The sequence below is a fragment of the Leeuwenhoekiella sp. ZYFB001 genome, from assembly GCF_011784865.1.
GTDB lineage: Bacteria > Bacteroidota > Bacteroidia > Flavobacteriales > Flavobacteriaceae > Leeuwenhoekiella > Leeuwenhoekiella palythoae.
Window position 1 is genome coordinate 580,632 of record NZ_CP050460.1, and the last position, 17,617, is coordinate 598,248.

17 protein-coding genes are annotated in these 17,617 nt (G+C 39.2%); 7 read left to right on the forward strand and 10 right to left on the reverse strand.

Going from position 1 to position 17,617, the window contains the following annotated elements:
• The first annotated feature begins 1 nt into the window (after position 1).
• Positions 2-715 (forward strand): TrmH family RNA methyltransferase, encoded by a 714-nt coding sequence (locus tag HCN54_RS02435; RefSeq protein ID WP_167596388.1) that lies wholly within the window; start codon positions 2-4, stop codon positions 713-715.
• A gap of 2 nt (positions 716-717) precedes the next feature.
• Here the strand turns inward: HCN54_RS02435 and HCN54_RS02440 are convergent, their stop codons facing one another.
• The 3 genes from HCN54_RS02440 to ubiE are packed head-to-tail and all read right to left on the reverse strand — an operon-like array spanning position 718 to position 2,900.
• Positions 718-1,467, reverse strand: a complete 750-nt coding sequence (locus HCN54_RS02440; RefSeq protein ID WP_167596389.1) for a class I SAM-dependent methyltransferase — start codon at positions 1,465-1,467, stop codon at positions 718-720.
• Positions 1,467-2,168: a porin family protein gene (locus HCN54_RS02445; RefSeq protein ID WP_072984454.1), complete on the reverse strand. Its 702-nt coding sequence runs from the start codon at positions 2,166-2,168 to the stop codon at positions 1,467-1,469. Before HCN54_RS02445 ends, HCN54_RS02440 begins: the two co-directional genes overlap by 1 nt.
• A gap of 3 nt (positions 2,169-2,171) precedes the next feature.
• On the reverse strand, positions 2,172-2,900 hold the full coding sequence (gene ubiE / locus HCN54_RS02450; RefSeq protein ID WP_167596390.1) for a bifunctional demethylmenaquinone methyltransferase/2-methoxy-6-polyprenyl-1,4-benzoquinol methylase UbiE: 729 nt from the start codon (positions 2,898-2,900) through the stop codon (positions 2,172-2,174).
• Between the two features lie 214 nt (positions 2,901-3,114).
• Between ubiE and trkA the strand changes: the two genes are divergently transcribed.
• From trkA to HCN54_RS02470, 4 genes are all read left to right on the forward strand, one after another.
• The gene (gene trkA, locus HCN54_RS02455; RefSeq protein WP_167596391.1) at positions 3,115-4,464 is read left to right on the forward strand and encodes a Trk system potassium transporter TrkA; all 1,350 of its coding nucleotides are present in this window, start codon (positions 3,115-3,117) and stop codon (positions 4,462-4,464) included.
• A gap of 49 nt (positions 4,465-4,513) precedes the next feature.
• A complete protein-coding gene (locus HCN54_RS02460) occupies positions 4,514-5,977 on the forward strand; it encodes a TrkH family potassium uptake protein (RefSeq protein WP_084673184.1) in 1,464 nt (487 codons plus the stop codon).
• Between the two features lie 99 nt (positions 5,978-6,076).
• Positions 6,077-7,057, forward strand: a complete 981-nt coding sequence (locus tag HCN54_RS02465) for a YpdA family putative bacillithiol disulfide reductase (RefSeq protein ID WP_167596392.1) — start codon at positions 6,077-6,079, stop codon at positions 7,055-7,057.
• 86 nt (positions 7,058-7,143) lie between these two features.
• Positions 7,144-7,704 carry a fasciclin domain-containing protein gene (locus HCN54_RS02470; protein ID WP_167596393.1) on the forward strand — a complete coding sequence of 187 codons (561 nt, stop codon included), beginning with the start codon at positions 7,144-7,146 and terminating at the stop codon, positions 7,702-7,704.
• A gap of 71 nt (positions 7,705-7,775) precedes the next feature.
• Here HCN54_RS02470 and HCN54_RS02475 read toward each other — a convergent pair whose 3' ends face one another.
• Positions 7,776-8,972 carry a pyridoxal phosphate-dependent aminotransferase gene (locus HCN54_RS02475; protein ID WP_167596394.1) on the reverse strand — a complete coding sequence of 399 codons (1,197 nt, stop codon included), beginning with the start codon at positions 8,970-8,972 and terminating at the stop codon, positions 7,776-7,778.
• 15 nt (positions 8,973-8,987) lie between these two features.
• A complete protein-coding gene (locus HCN54_RS02480) occupies positions 8,988-10,094 on the reverse strand; it encodes a fatty acid desaturase family protein (protein ID WP_072984466.1) in 1,107 nt (368 codons plus the stop codon).
• Positions 10,095-10,232: 138 nt separating this feature from the next.
• On the opposite strand from HCN54_RS02480, the gene rsmG reads away from it, so the two are divergent.
• Positions 10,233-10,862, forward strand: a complete 630-nt coding sequence (rsmG, locus tag HCN54_RS02485; protein WP_167596395.1) for a 16S rRNA (guanine(527)-N(7))-methyltransferase RsmG — start codon at positions 10,233-10,235, stop codon at positions 10,860-10,862.
• A 48-nt stretch (positions 10,863-10,910) separates the two neighbouring features.
• On the opposite strand, the gene HCN54_RS02490 is transcribed toward rsmG, so the two are convergent.
• The 5 genes from HCN54_RS02490 to HCN54_RS02510 all read right to left on the reverse strand — a co-directional run bounded on the left by HCN54_RS02490 (position 10,911) and on the right by HCN54_RS02510 (position 16,016).
• Positions 10,911-11,189: a hypothetical protein gene (locus HCN54_RS02490; RefSeq protein WP_167596396.1), complete on the reverse strand. Its 279-nt coding sequence runs from the start codon at positions 11,187-11,189 to the stop codon at positions 10,911-10,913.
• Positions 11,190-11,342: 153 nt separating this feature from the next.
• Positions 11,343-12,968 carry an L-glutamate gamma-semialdehyde dehydrogenase gene (gene pruA, locus HCN54_RS02495; RefSeq protein ID WP_167596397.1) on the reverse strand — a complete coding sequence of 542 codons (1,626 nt, stop codon included), beginning with the start codon at positions 12,966-12,968 and terminating at the stop codon, positions 11,343-11,345.
• 131 nt (positions 12,969-13,099) lie between these two features.
• The gene (apaG, locus tag HCN54_RS02500; protein WP_072984474.1) at positions 13,100-13,486 is read right to left on the reverse strand and encodes a Co2+/Mg2+ efflux protein ApaG; all 387 of its coding nucleotides are present in this window, start codon (positions 13,484-13,486) and stop codon (positions 13,100-13,102) included.
• Positions 13,487-13,488: 2 nt separating this feature from the next.
• Positions 13,489-14,727: a DUF3667 domain-containing protein gene (locus HCN54_RS02505; RefSeq protein WP_167596398.1), complete on the reverse strand. Its 1,239-nt coding sequence runs from the start codon at positions 14,725-14,727 to the stop codon at positions 13,489-13,491.
• A 29-nt stretch (positions 14,728-14,756) separates the two neighbouring features.
• Positions 14,757-16,016, reverse strand: a complete 1,260-nt coding sequence (locus tag HCN54_RS02510; RefSeq protein WP_167596399.1) for a type IX secretion system plug protein domain-containing protein — start codon at positions 16,014-16,016, stop codon at positions 14,757-14,759.
• A 243-nt stretch (positions 16,017-16,259) separates the two neighbouring features.
• On the opposite strand from HCN54_RS02510, the gene HCN54_RS02515 reads away from it, so the two are divergent.
• On the forward strand, positions 16,260-17,612 hold the full coding sequence (locus tag HCN54_RS02515) for a Na(+)-translocating NADH-quinone reductase subunit A (RefSeq protein WP_167596400.1): 1,353 nt from the start codon (positions 16,260-16,262) through the stop codon (positions 17,610-17,612).
• Positions 17,613-17,617: the final 5 nt, after the last annotated feature.

The following is a 17,617-nucleotide window of genomic DNA, read 5'->3' on the forward strand; positions in this document are numbered from 1 at the left end:
CGTGGTTAGCAAAAGCCAAATAAAATTAATAACGAGTCTGTCTCAAAAAAAGTACCGCCAGCAACACGGCTTATTTGTGGTTGAAGGAATTAAAGGCATTCAAGAATTCTTAGATTCTCATTATACGCTGCACAGTTTGTACGCTTTAAAAGGATATTTTGAAGCGCAAAATGCTATTGAAATTGCTGAAGCGGCACTTAAAAAAATCTCATTTTTAAAAACACCACAGAAGGCTTTAGCTGTTTTTGAGATTCCGAAGCGGAGTAGTGAAAAAGAAGCGGGTTTTCAATTGGTACTAGACGATGTACGCGATCCGGGTAATCTGGGTACTCTGATCAGACTCTGTGATTGGTATGGGATCAAAACGCTGGTGTGTTCTCAGCAAACAGTAGATTGTTTTAATCCTAAAGTAGTGCAGGCCACAATGGGATCACTTACCCGAGTGATGGTACATTACACAAATTTGGACACCTATTTATCGGGGCAGACGCTTCCGGTGTATGGGGCGTTTATGGATGGTGAAAATGTGTATCGCGCGTCAATACCCGAAGATGCTATTTTAGTTTTAGGAAATGAAGCAAACGGAATTTCAAGTGCTGTTTCAGAAAAGATTCAGCATAAAATAAGTATCCCACAATTTGGGACTTCAACCACCGAAAGTTTAAACGTGGCAATCGCCGGGGCAATTTTAGTAAGCGAATTTAAACGCGGATAGGCCTATTTTATCGCGCAGATACGCAGTCTTTTATAGTCGGCATAGTAATGCCCGTCTCTAAACAAAGCTTGATGCACCTGCTCCTGAACTTCTTTGCGAATGGCGTCAGCTTCGGCATCTGGGATATCGGTAAAATAGTGTTTGGCAAACATATTGAGCCAATCAATAATGCCGGTTTCAGGATCTTGTAATTTTGTAGGTCGCTCGTATAAATGCGCAAAGGTGACTTGAAACCCTGATTTTTCTAAGAAATAACAATATGTTCCCAACTTTGGAAAATACCAATTAATCGTTCGGGATTGTTTGATATATCCTTTTTCTTTTAGAACTGCACTTAAAGCAGTGATGATGGTTTCAATATTTCCGGCTCCACCCATTTCTAAGAGTAGTCTACCGCCGGTTTTTAGGTTGCTGTACATCGCTGAGATCGCAGCTTCAGGATTCAAGATCCAGTGCAGGGTTGCGTTACTAAAGATGGCGTCATAGGGTTTTTGATCAATAAAACTCTCACCGCGCGCCGTGATGAATTCAATACCATCAAATTTTGATTGAGCAGCATCAATCATCTCTTGCGAAGCATCAATACCTATCAGTTGAGCGCCGCTTTCGGCAATTGCAGCAGTAAGTTCACCGGTACCACAACCCAGATCTAAAATGCGTTCACCTTCCTGTGGATTAAGCATACTGATGAGGTCTTTTCCGTAGTTGAATACAAAACCGTGTTTTTCTCTATATAAATCTGCTTCCCACATTATTGAAAGGTAAAGTTTAAAAATATGCCGCGCGACTGCATAACTTCAATATTTGAAGTGTACAAACTGTTAGGATCTTCATCTCTAACGAGTTCATCAGACAATGCAAAGACACCGCGAATACTTGGTGAAAATTTAAAATAAGGTAAATATAAATCAATGCCGAAACCTACCTCATAATAAAAGGTATTGTTAGTCATTCTAAATTGGCCAGAGCTATTATCGTCCGGATTTTTCTCGTTGCTCGATAGGTTGTGCGAATAGCTAAAACCACCCACGACAAAAGGTTTGAAGTTGTTTAAGCGTTTTGTAGAAAACTTAAGCAAGAGCGGAAAATGAATATAGGTAGAATTTAATTCTCGTATGCGATCGTTCTCATCTCCCGGAATATCCAGATAAAAAAGCGTTCTGGCATTGTAAACGAGTCCGGGTTCAAAACGCAGATCTAGGTATTCATTTATGCGTTTATTTCCTAAGAGCCCAACATTGAAGCCATAGTTTTGTTCCACATAAATATCTGGTCTGTCTTCTTTATAGTCAAAATTGAAATCATACCTGTTGATACCAAAGTAATAACCCCAACTCCACGATTTTTTGTCAAAATTCTCATCGTTGAGAATGCGCTCGCGGGTTAAAAATTGAGCTTGAATTTGAGAACCAGCCCAAATCAAAAAGAAAACAAGTACCAGTTTTTTTTGCATAAGTTACTTTGATGCTGAATAAATTGTGGCTACACCCATAGTTTGTGGGTGATCTTCAACATGTGTAAACCCTGTTTTTCTTAAAATATTGTTGAGTTTTTCACCATAAGGAAAAACAGATGCGCTTTCGCTCAAATAAGCATACGCGTCGCGGTCTTTAGAAAATACGCGTCCTATGAGCGGAAGTAAGGTTTTAGTATACAACCCGTAACCTTGTTTGAACGGAAATTTAGTAGGTACTGAAGTTTCTAGAATCACAAAAATTCCGCCGGGTTTTAGCACGCGAAGAATTTCGGCAAGACCTTTTTCTAAGGTTTCAAAATTGCGAATTCCAAATGCTACGGTGATGGCATCAAAATAATTGTCTTCAAAAGGAAGGTTTTCAGAATCTCCCTGAACCATTTCGATCGTGGTACTCAGGTTTTTTGCTGCAATTTTATCTTTTCCTACTTGCAGCATTCCGGCAGAAATATCAAGACCAATGATCTTTTCGGCATCAGTTTTTGCTAGATTAATCGCCAGATCTCCGGTGCCTGTAGCTACATCAAGAATGCGTTTTGGCTGTGTGGCTGCAACCATATTCACCACTTTTTTACGCCATTTTACGTCAATCCCAAATGAAATAACCCGGTTGAGCCCATCGTATTCTTTTGAAATTGTGTCAAACATTTGCTCAACTTGCTCGCGTTTTGACCTGTCTGAATTCTTATACGGATTAACGTTACCGCTCATAACTTACTTTTATTGGCAAATATAGTATTTGTTGCGTGATAGGACGGCCTGTTTTAGAAGGCTGTTATATTTAAAGTTATCTCTAGTAAATCTTATATCTTTGCAAGGTTTTGCTCACAAAGTGACTGCAAAAGGCATCGGTTTTTTATCGATGTTAGAACCTAACTCAAATTGCCTTACACCTCGTGTGGCGGGCTGTTTATTAAAAATTGCTATGAAGATTGTTATCGCAGGTGCCGGGGAAGTTGGCTTTCATTTGGCTAAACTTCTTTCTTTTGAATCGCAAGATATTACGCTTATCGATGTTGATAAAGACAGTATCTCGTATGCAGATACGCATCTTGACATTCGCACCATTCGCGGAGATTCAACCTCTATCGCCGTTTTAAAAGAAGCGCGTATAGACACCACCGATCTTATAATTGCAGTTACCGCAAGTGAGACAACCAATATTACGGTTTGTGTTTTGGCGAAGCAAATGGGAGCAAAGCGCACGATTGCACGGATTTCAAATACCGAGTTTATAGAAAATCAAGAAGTAGCCGGATTTAAGAAATTTGGAATAGACGAACTCATTTCGCCTGAAAGTCTTGCGGCTTCAGAAATAGAATTGCTCCTGAACCAGTCAGCATTTAATGATAGTTATGAGTTTGAAAACGGAGCATTAACAATGGTTGGGACTTCGCTGAGCAGAACTGCTTCTTTTGTAGGAAAGAGCGTTAAAGAGGCGGCACGTATTTTTCCCACCTTGCACTTTATGCCGATCGCAATTCAGCGAGAAGGTACACAGTATACTTTGATTCCGAGAGGAGATACGATCTTTAAAGAAGGTGATCAGGTTTATTTTATGACGGTAAAAGAAGGGGTTGAAGAACTCTACAAGCTTACCGGCAAAATGAAGCAGGAGATCAGAAACGTGATGATTTTAGGCGGAAGTAAAATAGGCTATAAAACGGCACGTGATCTTTGCTCGCATAATTTTAAGGTAAAACTGGTAGAAAAAGACAATGACAAGGCTTACGATCTAGCCGAAAATTTACCCAAAACCTTAGTGATCAACGGGGATGGGAGAAATGTAGAACTTCTTGAAGAAGAGAATATCTACGATATGGATGCTTTTATTGCGGTAACCGGAAATAGTGAGACTAATATTATGTCGTGCTTGGTAGCCAAGTCTAAAAGCGTAAAAAAAACCATCGCTTTAGTTGAGAATATGGATTATTTTCAGCTTTCGCACAGCATAGGAATCGACACCTTGATCAATAAGAAATTACTCGCCGCAAATAATATTTTTAGATACATACGTAAAGGTGATGTTGTGGCAATGACCAAACTCAATAATATGAATGCCGAATTGCTAGAATTTAGCGCTAAGCCTAATTCTAAAGTTACAGGCAAACGTATTAGAGATTTAGATTTTCCGCGCTCGGCAACCATAGGAGGTATCGTGCGCGATGGAAAAGGGATAATTCCGCTTGGAGAAAACCGCATAGAGGTGGGAGATCGTATTGTTGTATGTTGTTTATTGCGATCGATTAATAAAGTAGAACGCATGTTTATCTAAGTATATGCCTAGCAGACCCAGACTCAATTTTAAAATCATTTTTCATTTAATGGGAGTATTGCTCCTTTTTAATGGAGCTTTTATGCTGGTTTCGGCCATTGTAGGCTATTTTTATGATGCAGTGTCTGTCGCTGTCGGGATCATTTCTGCCGGTTTGTTGACCGTTTTCTTAGGAATGATTTTTATGTTCTTCACACGAGATCATAAAAAAGAAATTCAAAAACGAGAAGGGTATATTGTCGTTACTTTTGGATGGATCTTTATGTCCCTGAGTGGTTGTTTGCCGTATTTGTTTACGGGATCTATCCCTTCTTTTACAAACGCATTTTTTGAAACCATAAGCGGTTATACCACCACCGGAGCTTCTATTCTAAATGATATTGAAGCGATTCCTAATGGGGTTTTGTTCTGGCGAAGCACCACACACTGGATAGGTGGTATGGGAATCATTGTGCTCGCGATTGCGATTTTACCATTATTAGGAATAGGAGGAATGCAGCTTTTTGCGGCTGAAGCTCCGGGCCCCAATGCAGATAAATTGCACCCGCGAATCACAGACACGGCTAAACGGCTTTGGCTAATCTATTTTGGCTACACTGTGGCAGAAACGATTCTTCTTCAGATCGCCGGGATGTCTTTTCTTGATGCTGTTAATCACGCGATGAGTACCTTGTCAACAGGTGGTTTTAGTACAAAAAATGCAAGTGTTGCGTACTGGAATGATAACCCTGCGGTGCAATACATCATTATTCTTTTTATGTTTTTGGCAGGAACCAACTTCGTCTTAAGCTACTTTGCTTTTAAAGGAAAATTGCGCAACGTTTGGAAAGATGAGGAGTTCAAACTGTATTCTGCTTTTACGGTAGGATTCACATTATTGGTGGTTTTGATCATAATTTTCCGTGCTGATGTGTCGGTTTCTTCCATTGATCATCCTATGGTTTTGGGAGAATATGAGAGCGCGATCAGACACGGCTTGTTTCAGGTGATTTCGGTGATTACAACTACTGGGTTTGTTTCGGCAGACTTTACGATGTGGGCGCCTTTTGCTACAATAATCTTTTTCGGACTCATGTTTTTAGGTGGTTCTGCAGGTTCCACTTCCGGTGGAATTAAAGTAGTAAGACACCTTATGATCGTGAGAAATGGGGTGCTCGAATTTAAACGTACGCTGCATCCTAATGCAATTTTACCCGTGCGTCACAACGGTAAAGCGGTCAAAAAGGAAATTGTTTTCAATATTCTGGCGTTTTTCATTCTTTATCTGCTCGCCTGGATTATTGGTGCTTGTGGTTTGGCTTCGATGGGACTCGATTTCCCAACAGCTTTGGGAGGATCAGCGTCTTCTCTGGGTAATGTAGGTCCGGCTTTTGGTATTTTAAGCCCGGTGAATAATTTTGATGCCTTGCCGGTTTTGGGTAAATGGTGGTGTGCCTTTTTAATGCTTATCGGTCGTCTGGAGCTCTTTACTGTTTTGATTCTGTTAACGCCGTTCTTTTGGCGTAATCGCTAGTAAGGGTTAACTTTGTTAGTGCTGTGAATTCAGCTGAAAAGCAAAAGTCAGGTCGCTTTTGTTTTTCGACTAATCCCAACCAACCCAAAAATAATTGTTTTGAAAAATTACGATCTCATTATCATAGGTGGTGGCCCTATAGGTTTGGCCTGTGGAATTGCCGCTACAAAAGCCAATCTCAATTATATAATTCTTGAAAAAGGAGTGCTTGTCAATTCGTTGTACAATTTTCCTGAGCAAATGACCTTTTTCTCTACTTCTAATCTACTCGAAATAGGGGATGTGCCATTTGTTGCACATAATGATAAACCTACACGCAAGGAAGCCTTAGAGTACTATCGCCGCGTTTATGATAGTTGGAAGTTGAATGTGAAACTCTATACTCCAGTAGAAAGTATGAAGCAAACCGAAACGGGATATGTACTTCAAACACCAAAAGGAGCATACAAATCTTCTGCTGTAATTGTTTCTACAGGATTTTACGATACTGCAAGACGTTTGAATGTTCCGGGAGAAGAGCTTGCCAAAGTGCGCCATTTTTATGACAGTCCGCATCCTTATGTCAATCAAAAGATCTTAGTGGTTGGCGCTGCCAACTCTGCTTGTGATGTTGCTTTAGAAACGTATTACAAGGGAGCTGAAGTAACGATGGCTATTCGCAGCAATGAGATTTACCCAAAAACTAAATATTGGATCAAGCCCAATATCGAAAACCGAATTAAAGAAGGTTCAATAAAAGCCTATTTTGAGTCTACCGTTGAGGAGATTGAGCCGCATAGTGTAATTCTCAATACCCCAGACGGAACGGTTGAATTAGAAAATGACTTTGTATTGGCTATGATTGGATATACCCCGGATTTTAATTTGTTTGAACGTTTAGGAATACCTGTAGATGAAGAAAATCATAAGAAGCCAATTCATAACGAAGAAACTCTAGAGACACCATTGCCCAATGTTTATGTTGCTGGAGTCATCAATAGCGGATTAAAAACAAGTAAATTGTTTATTGAAAATACGCGCGTGCATGCTGATATGATCATTAAGGATCTTAAAAAGAAGCTTACGGTAACTTCAGAATAGTTAATGAATCCCTAAAGTTCAATTTGCCAAAAACCAATAGCATTTTTCTTCTCGTAAGTGTAGTGTAACTAAAAAAAACTTACATTATGAAAACGAGAAATTTATTTTTTACAATGCTTGTAGCCTTAGTGATGGTTGCAACCACTCAAGTATTTGCACAAGAAACCAAAATGGTAGGCGGTGCAGCGATGTATCCTACGAAGAATATTGTAGAAAATGCAGTCAACTCTAAAGATCACACCACTCTGGTTGCGGCTGTAAAAGCAGCAGGCTTGGTTGAGACTTTGCAAGGTGAAGGACCATTTACAGTATTGGCACCAACCAATGCAGCTTTTGAAAAACTTCCGGAAGGAACTGTGGCTAACTTACTGAAGCCTGAAAATAAAAAGGCTTTAAAAGGTGTTTTGACTTATCACGTGATTGCCGGTAAAAATTCGGCAGCAGCAATTATTCAAGATATTAAAGATGGTGGAGGAATTGCAGAATGGACAACCGTAAATGGCCAAAAGTTATGGGGTATGCTCGATGGCGACATGGTGCAAATCAAAGATCAAGCAGGTAACGTAGCAACGGTTACAATTGCCGATGTTAATCAGTCCAACGGAGTGATTCACGTAGTTGATACGGTACTGCTTCCTGAGATGTAATAGAGATAATATAAAAAGTAAAAAGCGACCCCTAGAGGTCGCTTTTTTAATGTTATAAAGCCGAATTTATTTTAGGAAACCGCTTTTTTAATTCGCGCTAAAGCTTCTTTGATTTGATCTTGACTTGCTGCATATGAAATACGTATGCAGTTAGGATTACCAAATGCTTCGCCGGTTACCGTAGCAACGTTTGCTTGCTCTAGAATATAAAGCGCAAATTCTGAAGCATTGTTTATGGTTGTACCATTAAGCGTTTTTCCGAAGTAATGCGAAATATTAGGGAAAACGTAAAACGCACCTTCAGGCTCGTTACACTCAAAACCTTCAATATCATTGAGTAAACCTAAGATCAATTTTCTGCGCTCTTTGAACTCATCAACCATATATTGAATTTTGCTCACTGGAGCTTCAAGGGCTGTAATCACGGCACGTTGTGCGATACAGTTAGCACCACTGGTCACCTGACCTTGAATTTTATTACAAGCACGTGCGATATAAGCCGGAGCTCCAATATAACCAATTCTCCATCCGGTCATAGCAAATGCTTTTGCTACACCATTCACGGTTACAACACGGTCGTACATATCTTCAAACTGTGCCATACTTGCGTGACCACCTACGTAATTGATGTGCTCATAAATTTCATCACTCACCACTACAATTTGAGGGTGCTTTTGAAGCACATCGGCAAGCGCGCGCAATTCAGCTTCACTATAAATAGATCCGCTAGGATTACAAGGCGAACTGTACCAAAGCATTTTAGTTTTTGGAGTGATGGCAGCCTCTAATTGTTTTGGAGTCATTTTAAAATCGGTATCCAATGAAGTTTCAACTTCAACAGGTACACCTTCAGCAAGCTTCACAATGTCTGAGTAGCTTACCCAATATGGGCAAGGTAGCAACACCTCGTCTCCCGGGTTCAAGCATACTTGAGCTACATTGTAAAGTGATTGCTTAGCTCCTGTTGAAACCACAATTTGAGAGCGATCATAAGTAAGATTATTGTCGCGCTTAAATTTTGTGATGATAGCATCTTTCAGCTCAACATAACCGTCAACCGGTGTGTATGAATTGTAGTTGTCGTTTACAGCTTGTATCGCTGCATCTTTAATAAAATCTGGTGTATTAAAATCTGGTTCACCAAGGCTCAGGCCAATGATGTCCTTTCCTTCAGCGCGTAACTCACGCGCTTTTGCAGCCATGGCAAGTGTAGCCGAAGCAGCCAGATTATTAATTCTATCAGATAGTTGGTTGGTAAGTGTTTCCATTTAAAAAATGTAAAATTAAGCAGTTTGAAGAGCGGGGCGCATGCCCATCTCTTTTAAGTATCTAAAATGAGCAATTACCGCTTTGCGTGTGGTTTTATACTCATTATAGGGTAAGTTGAATTCTTGAGCCGTTTCCTTCACGATCTTTGAAATTTTCGTGTAGTGAATATGGCTGATGTGTGGAAAAATATGATGTTCTACCTGATGATTTAATCCACCGGTAAACCAGTTTACGATCTTGTTCTTAGTAGAAAAGTTAACCGTTGTAAACAACTGGTGAATGGCCCAAGTATTTTTCATAGTGCCGGTCTGGTCCGGAAGCGGCATATCTGCTTCGTCGATCACGTGTGCTAATTGAAACACAACACTTAAAATAACGCCAGCTGTATAATGCATCACAAAGAAACCCAATAAAACTTTCCACCAGGCAATGTCTAATATCAATAACGGAAGAATGATCCAGATGCTTAAATAGATCAACTTTGTGATCACCAGTTTGGTCCATTCTAACTTCGGATTTGGGAATTCACCGTAAGATAATTTACGCTTCAGGTAGCGTTTCATCTGAAGAAAATCAGTGGTAAGGGCCCAGTTAAAGGTTAATAACCCATATAAAAAGATCGAATAATAATGCTGAAAACGATGGTGCTTATACCATTTTGCGTGTTTTGAAAAACGTAGAATGCGTCCCGCTTCAAGATCTTCGTCGTGACCATGTATGTTGGTATACGTGTGGTGCAATACATTGTGTTGAACTTGCCAATTGTAAACATTTCCGGCAAGAATGTAGATGCTGCTTCCCATCACTTTATTTACCCATTTTTTCTTAGAGAATGAGCCGTGATTACCATCGTGCATTACATTCATTCCCACTCCGGCCATGCCTACACCCATTACTATGGTCAATAGCAATTGAGCCCAACCCGGCATATCTATGCTGAGCAGTAAGAAGTATGGGGTTAGAAATAGCGAAAACATTACTATTGTTTTCACGTATAATTTCCAGTTTCCGGTGCGTTCTACATTATTATCTTTAAAATAAGCGTTTACGCGCTTATTGAGTGTTCTGAAAAATTTAGCCGAATCAACTCTTGAAAATTTTATTGTCTTTGTGTCTTCCATAGAATAAAGCTTATCGCAAAAGCACTTTTTAAGTGTTTTTTAACGCGACCTCAAAAATAAGATTTATATCGTTTTAAGGTCTGAAAATCCTTTAATTTAACGCCCGAAATCCTAATTTTGTTGCCATAAAATTCTATTATGGAGCTAATCAAGCACTATTTTTCAGATCTTGATGAAAATCAATTGATTCAGTTTGAAAAGTTGAATGAATTGTATCAGGATTGGAATCTAAAAATCAATGTAGTATCTCGTAAAGATATTGATGAGATCTACTTGCGACACGTTTTACATTCTTTAGGAATCGCTAAAGTGCAAGCTTTTAAACCGGGAGCGCAAATTCTAGATGTGGGTACCGGTGGTGGTTTTCCGGGAATTCCGTTAGCGATTTTATTTCCTGAGACGCAATTTCATCTCGTAGATAGTATTGGGAAGAAAATAAAAGTGGTTGAAGAGGTTGCTGCAGGGTTAAATCTAAAAAATGTAAAAATTACAAATGATCGCGTTGAAAATATTTCGGGCGAGTATGATTTTATCGTGAGTAGGGCAGTAGCACAAATGGAAACTTTTGTACGATGGATTAAAGGTAGAATCGCTAAAAAGAGTGAGCACCAACTTAAAAACGGAATTCTTTATCTCAAAGGTGGTGATCTAACCGAAGAACTTCAACTGTATAAGTCGGCTAAGATCTATGACTTGAGTGATTACTTTAAAGAAGACTTTTTTGAAACTAAAAAAGTGGTGCATCTTCCCTTAAAATACAAAGGATAACAAGCATTTATACAAAAAAATAGCGGCTCAAGGAGCCGCTATTTTTGTTTAAGTTCGTAGCATATTTAGGTACGTTCGGTTACATCGTGTTCCAAAACTTCTTAAGAAATCTTTTGCTCTGTTGAGCAACGTGGTGCGCTGCTCCTGATCGATCTCAAGTAACGTATCTTCAAGTTCTTTAAGCTTGTCATCAATACTTTCTGGATCGCGAACCAGATAGAGTTTTTCTTTCTTTCGGGTTATTCTGCGTTTGCTTTTCTTTTTTGAAACATCAATAACTGAATATTTTACTTTCAGTACATACATTTTATTTTCCTCCGTCGTCATAATCATCGTATTTTGATTACTCAAAGGTAAAAAAAATAGTTCAGATAACCTTAAATTTAAGTTTACGTAACATTAAGTTAACATTGGGAGTAAGGTTAAAAGAAAAGCTACCGCTTTGAAGACGATAGCTTTATGTTAGATTTTAAGAAGAATTTACTCTCCTAAAAATGGATATCTGTAATCTTCTGGGGTAACAAATGTTTCCTTAATCAAGCGCGGAGAAACCCAACGTAATAAGTTGAGAACGCTTCCTGCTTTGTCGTTTGTTCCCGAAGCACGAGCACCACCAAAAGGTTGTTGTCCTACCACTGCACCCGTAGGTTTATCATTGATGTAGAAGTTACCCGCTGCGTTTTGCAAAGCATCTGTGGCTTCAACAATTGCATAACGATCTCCTGATAGAACAGCACCAGTTAATGCATAATCGCAATCGTCTACAAGCTCTAAAGTTTTAGCCCAATCAGCATCTTCATATACGTAGATCGAAACTACAGGACCAAACAATTCGGTAGTCATTGTAGTATATATAGGATCTGTAGTAACGATTACTGTAGGCTCTACAAAGTAACCGGTAGACTTGTCGTAATTTCCACCAGCAATGATTTCAGCTTCGCTGTCTTCTTTAGCTTGGTCAATGTATTTAGCTAGCTTATCAAAAGAACCTTCGTGAATCACAGCAGTGATGAAGTTGCTCATATCTTCTGGTGATCCCATTTTAAAAGATTTAATATCTTCTAGTAAGAATTCTTTAACCTCTGACCAGATGGATTTTGCCACATAAACCCGACTTGCTGCACTACATTTCTGTCCTTGGAATTCAAAGGCACCTCTAGAAATTGCAGTAGCAACTTGTTTTGGGTTTGCGGTAGGATGCGCTAAAATAAAATCTTTACCTCCGGTTTCTCCAACGATACGTGGGTACGTTTTATAAGTGTGAATATTTGCGCCAATTTTTGCCCAAATATCTTTAAATACGTGTGTTGAACCGGTAAAGTGAATTCCGGCAAAATCCGGACTCGCCAAAACCGTGTCTGTGATCATCTCAGGATCTCCCATCACCATATTGATCACTCCGGCAGGAACACCTGCTTCTTCAAAAACTTCCATAATAACCTGAGCAGAATAAACCTGACTGTCACTTGGTTTCCATACCACGGTATTACCCATCAATGCCGGAGCAGCCGGTAAGTTTCCTGCGATTGCAGTAAAGTTAAATGGTGTTACGGCATAAATGAATCCTTCAAGTGGGCGGTGCTCAACGCGGTTCCAAGCAGCAGCTGAAGATTCAGGCTGTTCAGAGTAAATTTCACTCATATATTGCACGTTGAAGCGCAAGAAATCTATAAGTTCACAAGCACTGTCAATTTCCGCCTGAAAAATATTCTTAGACTGTGCCAGCATAGTCGCTGCATTAATCTTATAACGGTAAGGTCCTTGAATGAGTTCAGCGGCTTTTAAGAAAATAGCTGCACGTTGCTCCCAAGGCATTTTCGCCCATTTTTTACGAGCTTCTAACGCGGTTGAGATTGCATCTTCAATGTGTTTTTTTTCAGCTAAGCTATATTTTCCTAAAGCGTGTTTGTGGTCGTGTGGCGGAGACATCGTACGCGTATTTGACGTTTCGATTTTTTCGCCATTTATATAAAGAGGCACATCAATCGTGCTGTTGTATAAATTTTTATAGGCTTTTAATACTTCTTCTCGTTCTGGAGTTCCCGGAGCGTAGCTTTTTACAGGCTCATTGATCGCAACAGGTACTTCAAAAAATCCTTTTGACATATAATTATTTTTTGTTGTTTTTAGTATTTGTTCGTGCTAAACTTTGAACGTGCTAAAGTTACAAAATATAAAAGGCAATACCTTGCGCGAACGAGACGCGATTTATATACTATTTTAATGGAATTTTGGGCCTAGTTGAGCAAATGGGTAGCGCTAAGCTTAAACGTGGGTATTGAAACTTGAAATTGAGCGGAATTTGTAAAATTGATCATCGTATAATACCCGTTCATTGCCCCAAAAGGAGAACGTAGCAAACAGCCCGAAGAATAGGTGTGTGTTTCTCCCGGTTTAAGTACGGGCTTCTGGCCAATTACGCCTTCGCCAACTACTTTCTCTTGAATATTTAATGCGTCATAAATATCCCAAGATCTGCTTAGTAATTGCACGGTGTCTTCGCTATTATTGGTGATACTTACTTTATAACCAAAAGCATAGAAGAGCATCCCTTCTTTTGTGAAGGAGCCTTCAAAATAAGTATCTACAGATACCCGAATGCCTTTAGTTACTTGTTCTACCATAATCAATAAAGCGCGGCAGTGAGAAAAAAGAATACGCTGCCCGTAAGTATTCCTAGCATTAAAAATACAATATTTAGTATAAAAAACTTCATTAAAGTGCGCAGGCGGCTTTCTTGGTAGAAGTTTCGCAGCGCTTTGTAAAAATAAAATGGCGCAACAAAACTGATAAAAAGTCCGGAGAGCAAACTGCTGCCCATTAGGAATTCAGGAACGAGTAATAATAGTAGTACGAGAAACAGAAAAGTGAATATATGGAAGATAAAAATGACGTGTTCCATATAGTTATAACTTCTTTTTACAACGAAAACTGACCGTATTGCAGCTAAACAATAAAGGCAGATGCTCCCTATGTACGGTGTCTTAAATAAGGACTGTAGTTTCTTGTTGGATGTGGTTCTTAATTTATTCTTGTGGAAGCGAACTGATTCAGATTTATAGTAAAGTAGCAAGAAAAAACACGCAAATAACGGTGCTAGAAAAAATAAGAAAACCGGGATTTTTTTTGCGAGGTACTGGCCGAAGGCTACCGGATTTTCTTGAATACGTTTTAAGCCTTTTTCACGATCATACAGCCAAACATTCAATTTGCTTTTAGAATACTCAAGACTGTCTAAAGCCTGGTATGGATTTTCAACTTTTGTCTGCAATGAGAATATGTGAAACATTTTTAGCTTAAATGCGGTGCGGCTGACAAAATTGAGTGTGTCTAAACTGCTTTCTCTTCTGTAAATAAGGGGCAGTTGCTCGAGGCTGTCTTTGTCTTTAGTATTTAACGCAAGCGTTTTGTAATAGTTGATGGAATCAAGAGGGATCTCCGCCTGATCGTCGTCATCTTGAAAGTTGAATATGTTTTGTAGCGACGGATTTTCTTCAGACTCCGCATCTGCAATTTGAATAAAATCAAGAAAACCGCTTAGTAGAAAATAAATTATGCTTACGCTCAAAAAAAATCGAAACGGATTAGCATAGCGCATACGCTTTCCGCTAGTGAAATTTCGAGTGATGACTCCGGGTTTAAACAGAAGGTCTTTAACGGTGTATCTAAACCTGCTGTCATAATTGACTATACTGATGATGAATTCGCCAAAATAATCTTGAAGCGATAATTTTTTAGTCGAATTGAGTTGTCCGCAATACGAGCAATAGCGGTCGCTGATTTCCAGCGGATGCCCGCAGTTGAGGCATTCATTGCCTCTGTAGCGCAAAGATTTTCTGGAAGTCTGCTCTAGTTGTTTACTCACGTTCTAAAGATAGAACGATTTTCTTAAAGTTAGTCTCTGCGTACATTAGAAATTGAGGTAGAGAGCGCATTCCCTCTGCCTATGAGTTCGTCGTATCTGCTTCCCGGAGCTCTGTAATACACGAGAACATCATAAACATTTTCAGTCTGCCAAAAATCGCCATCAACGGGATTGTATTTGAGCATTTTACCGTCCTTAACCACCACATAGCGGTAATTGTAGTAGCCTTGTTTGAGCAAAATGGGCAATTCGTAACGCTGATTTTCAGGATTGAATTGCAATTTGGTAGCATCTTCAATCACAAAATTATTGAAGTTTCCGTAGAGGTGTATCTCTTCCCCCTCAGGTCTTTGTGGGTGATCTAGGCTAAAGTGAATCCACGCATATTCCGCATTCACTTTAGGCTGATCTCCCTGTATGGTGTTGATCTGAAAATTTCCGTTAAGGTCAGGATTGTAAGTGTAAACGCCGTCCTTTCGGGTGTTGTTTCCATATAAATAATTGTGGTAAAGTTTAAGCAACTCTATATATTGAATGCGATTGGTCGCAGCCCTAATATCTTTATTGTCATAATCAAAAAACTCATTTCCTGCGTAAAAAGAGGTTTCTTCATCATAACGGTATTGCAAAAGATTACCTATGCTGTATTGAGGAGGTATGTTGCTCACAGACCTTTTAAGATCGTTATTTTGAATAATCAAGGGTTTTACAGTTTCATCAGGGTTAATTAATATATTTTCACCGGAATCAACATTAAAATTCACCACTTGTTTTTCTTCTATGAATTCCAGATTGCGGGTACGCAAAACCTCGACGCCCACTGTAACTTGAGGATCGTAGATCATGAATTTTCGCGAAAAAATAAGCTCGTCATCACTGTTAAAGACGCTTAGTAAATAATTGCCAGATTTTAAGATCGCAGTACTGTACTGGTTAGGGATTTGCAATTCGTAATGTGTATACAGCTGAAGCGTGCTCACTGAATTGGTGTAATTCATAATACGCACATCATCTACACCTTTGAGATATTCAGTTTTTGCCAATACTGAAGGAGTCCAGTCATAATTGTGATGGGTAATGGTGTAATAATAATCAGCTTCATCGCCAATGATGTCGTCAAAACTCAAATTAAGCGGGTCGCCCAATCTGATCACCGGAAGCTGACTTTGTGCGGTATTACCATAAAATTGCACAGATTTGATATAGGGTGGGGCAGGAACTTCGGTAGCCACCTGACCAAAAAGAGAACAGAAGGCTAGAAGTAAGAATAATGTCGAAAACGTTTTCATTTAGCAAATTAAGGTGTAAAGCGGCATCATTGCAGCACCTAAGTCTTATTTGGAAACGATCTATATAAGTCCGAAAACTAGGTGGTATAAGCGGTTCGCGCTGCTTCAAATGTAACGAAAATTATGCCGCTTTATTTTTATAATCTAGTTTGTGTAAGAACCTTGTAAAATTTGTAAATTCGCACACCTCAATTCAAGCATATAAAGGGTTGAGAATAACAAGAACTTTAACATATACTTCCTATGTCAAAAGACATTAAGATCAAAAAAGGTCTTGATATTAAATTGGTAGGTGAGGCTGAAAAGACACTCGCCGAAGCGCCAAAATCAAGAACTTATGTGATCAAGCCTTCAGATTTTCATCTTGTAACTCCTAAGATGCTATTTAAAGAAGGAGCTAGCCTAAAAGCAGGAGAGCCACTTTTCTTCGCTAAAAAAGATGAAAGTATCAAATTTGTTTCGCCGGTAAGTGGAACGCTAACTGAGATTAAACGAGGAGCCAAACGTGTGATAACACATCTTGTCATTGAGGCAGATGGTAAAGACACGACAGTAGAATTTCCTACTCTTGATGTTGCTACTGCAAATGCAGAAGCGATTAAAGCCAGAATGTTAGAATCTGGTTTGTGGCCGTTTATCAAGCAGAGGCCTTATGATATCATCGCTAGCACTAAAACCACTCCGGATGCTATTTTTATTTCTGGCCACAACAGTGCGCCTTTAGCACCAGATTATAACTTTAGTCTCAAAGGAAAGGAAGCTTATATTCAAGCTGCAATTACAGCATTAAGTAAATTAACCAGTGGTAAAATTTACTTAGGTGTTGCTAAAGCTGCAGATTCTGTTTTTGCAAATATTAGCGAAGTAGAAATGCATACTGTATCAGGACCGCATCCTAGCGGAAATGTAGGTACGCAAATCAATAAAATTGCTCCTATTAATAAAGGAGAAACCGTATGGACCATCGCTCCTGAAAATTTAGCGATTATCGGAGAGCTTTTCCTTACAGGTAAATTTAATCCTGAGCGTGTGATCTCGGTTGCAGGTTCTGGAGTTAAATCACCTAAGTATTACAGAACAAAAATAGGAGCTGAGGTTTCTACTTTTGCGTATTCTGCAGGTGTTAAGGGAGATAATGTAAGAATGATTTCAGGTAATGTGTTGACGGGAGCGCAAGTTGCAGCAGACGGTCATTTAGGGTATTACCACAATGAATTTACCGTGATTCCTGAAGGTGATGATTATGAATTATTCGGGTGGAATAAACCGGTATTCAACAAGATTTCTTCTTCAAGAGCATTGACTTTTTCTTGGTTATTCCCGAATAAAAAATACGATCTAGATACCAATACAAACGGAGAGCACAGGGCTTTTGTGGTTACCGGAAATTATGAGGAAGTTTTTCCTTTAGATATTTATCCGCTACAATTATTAAAAGCTTGTATGGTGCAAGACCTTGATGCGATGGAAGCTTTAGGAATGTACGAGGTTGCACCTGAAGATTTTGCGCTTACAGAGTTTGTTTGTGTGTCAAAACAACCACACCAAGCCATCATTCGTAAAGGATTAGATTTAATGCACGCTGAAATAGGATAATAGCT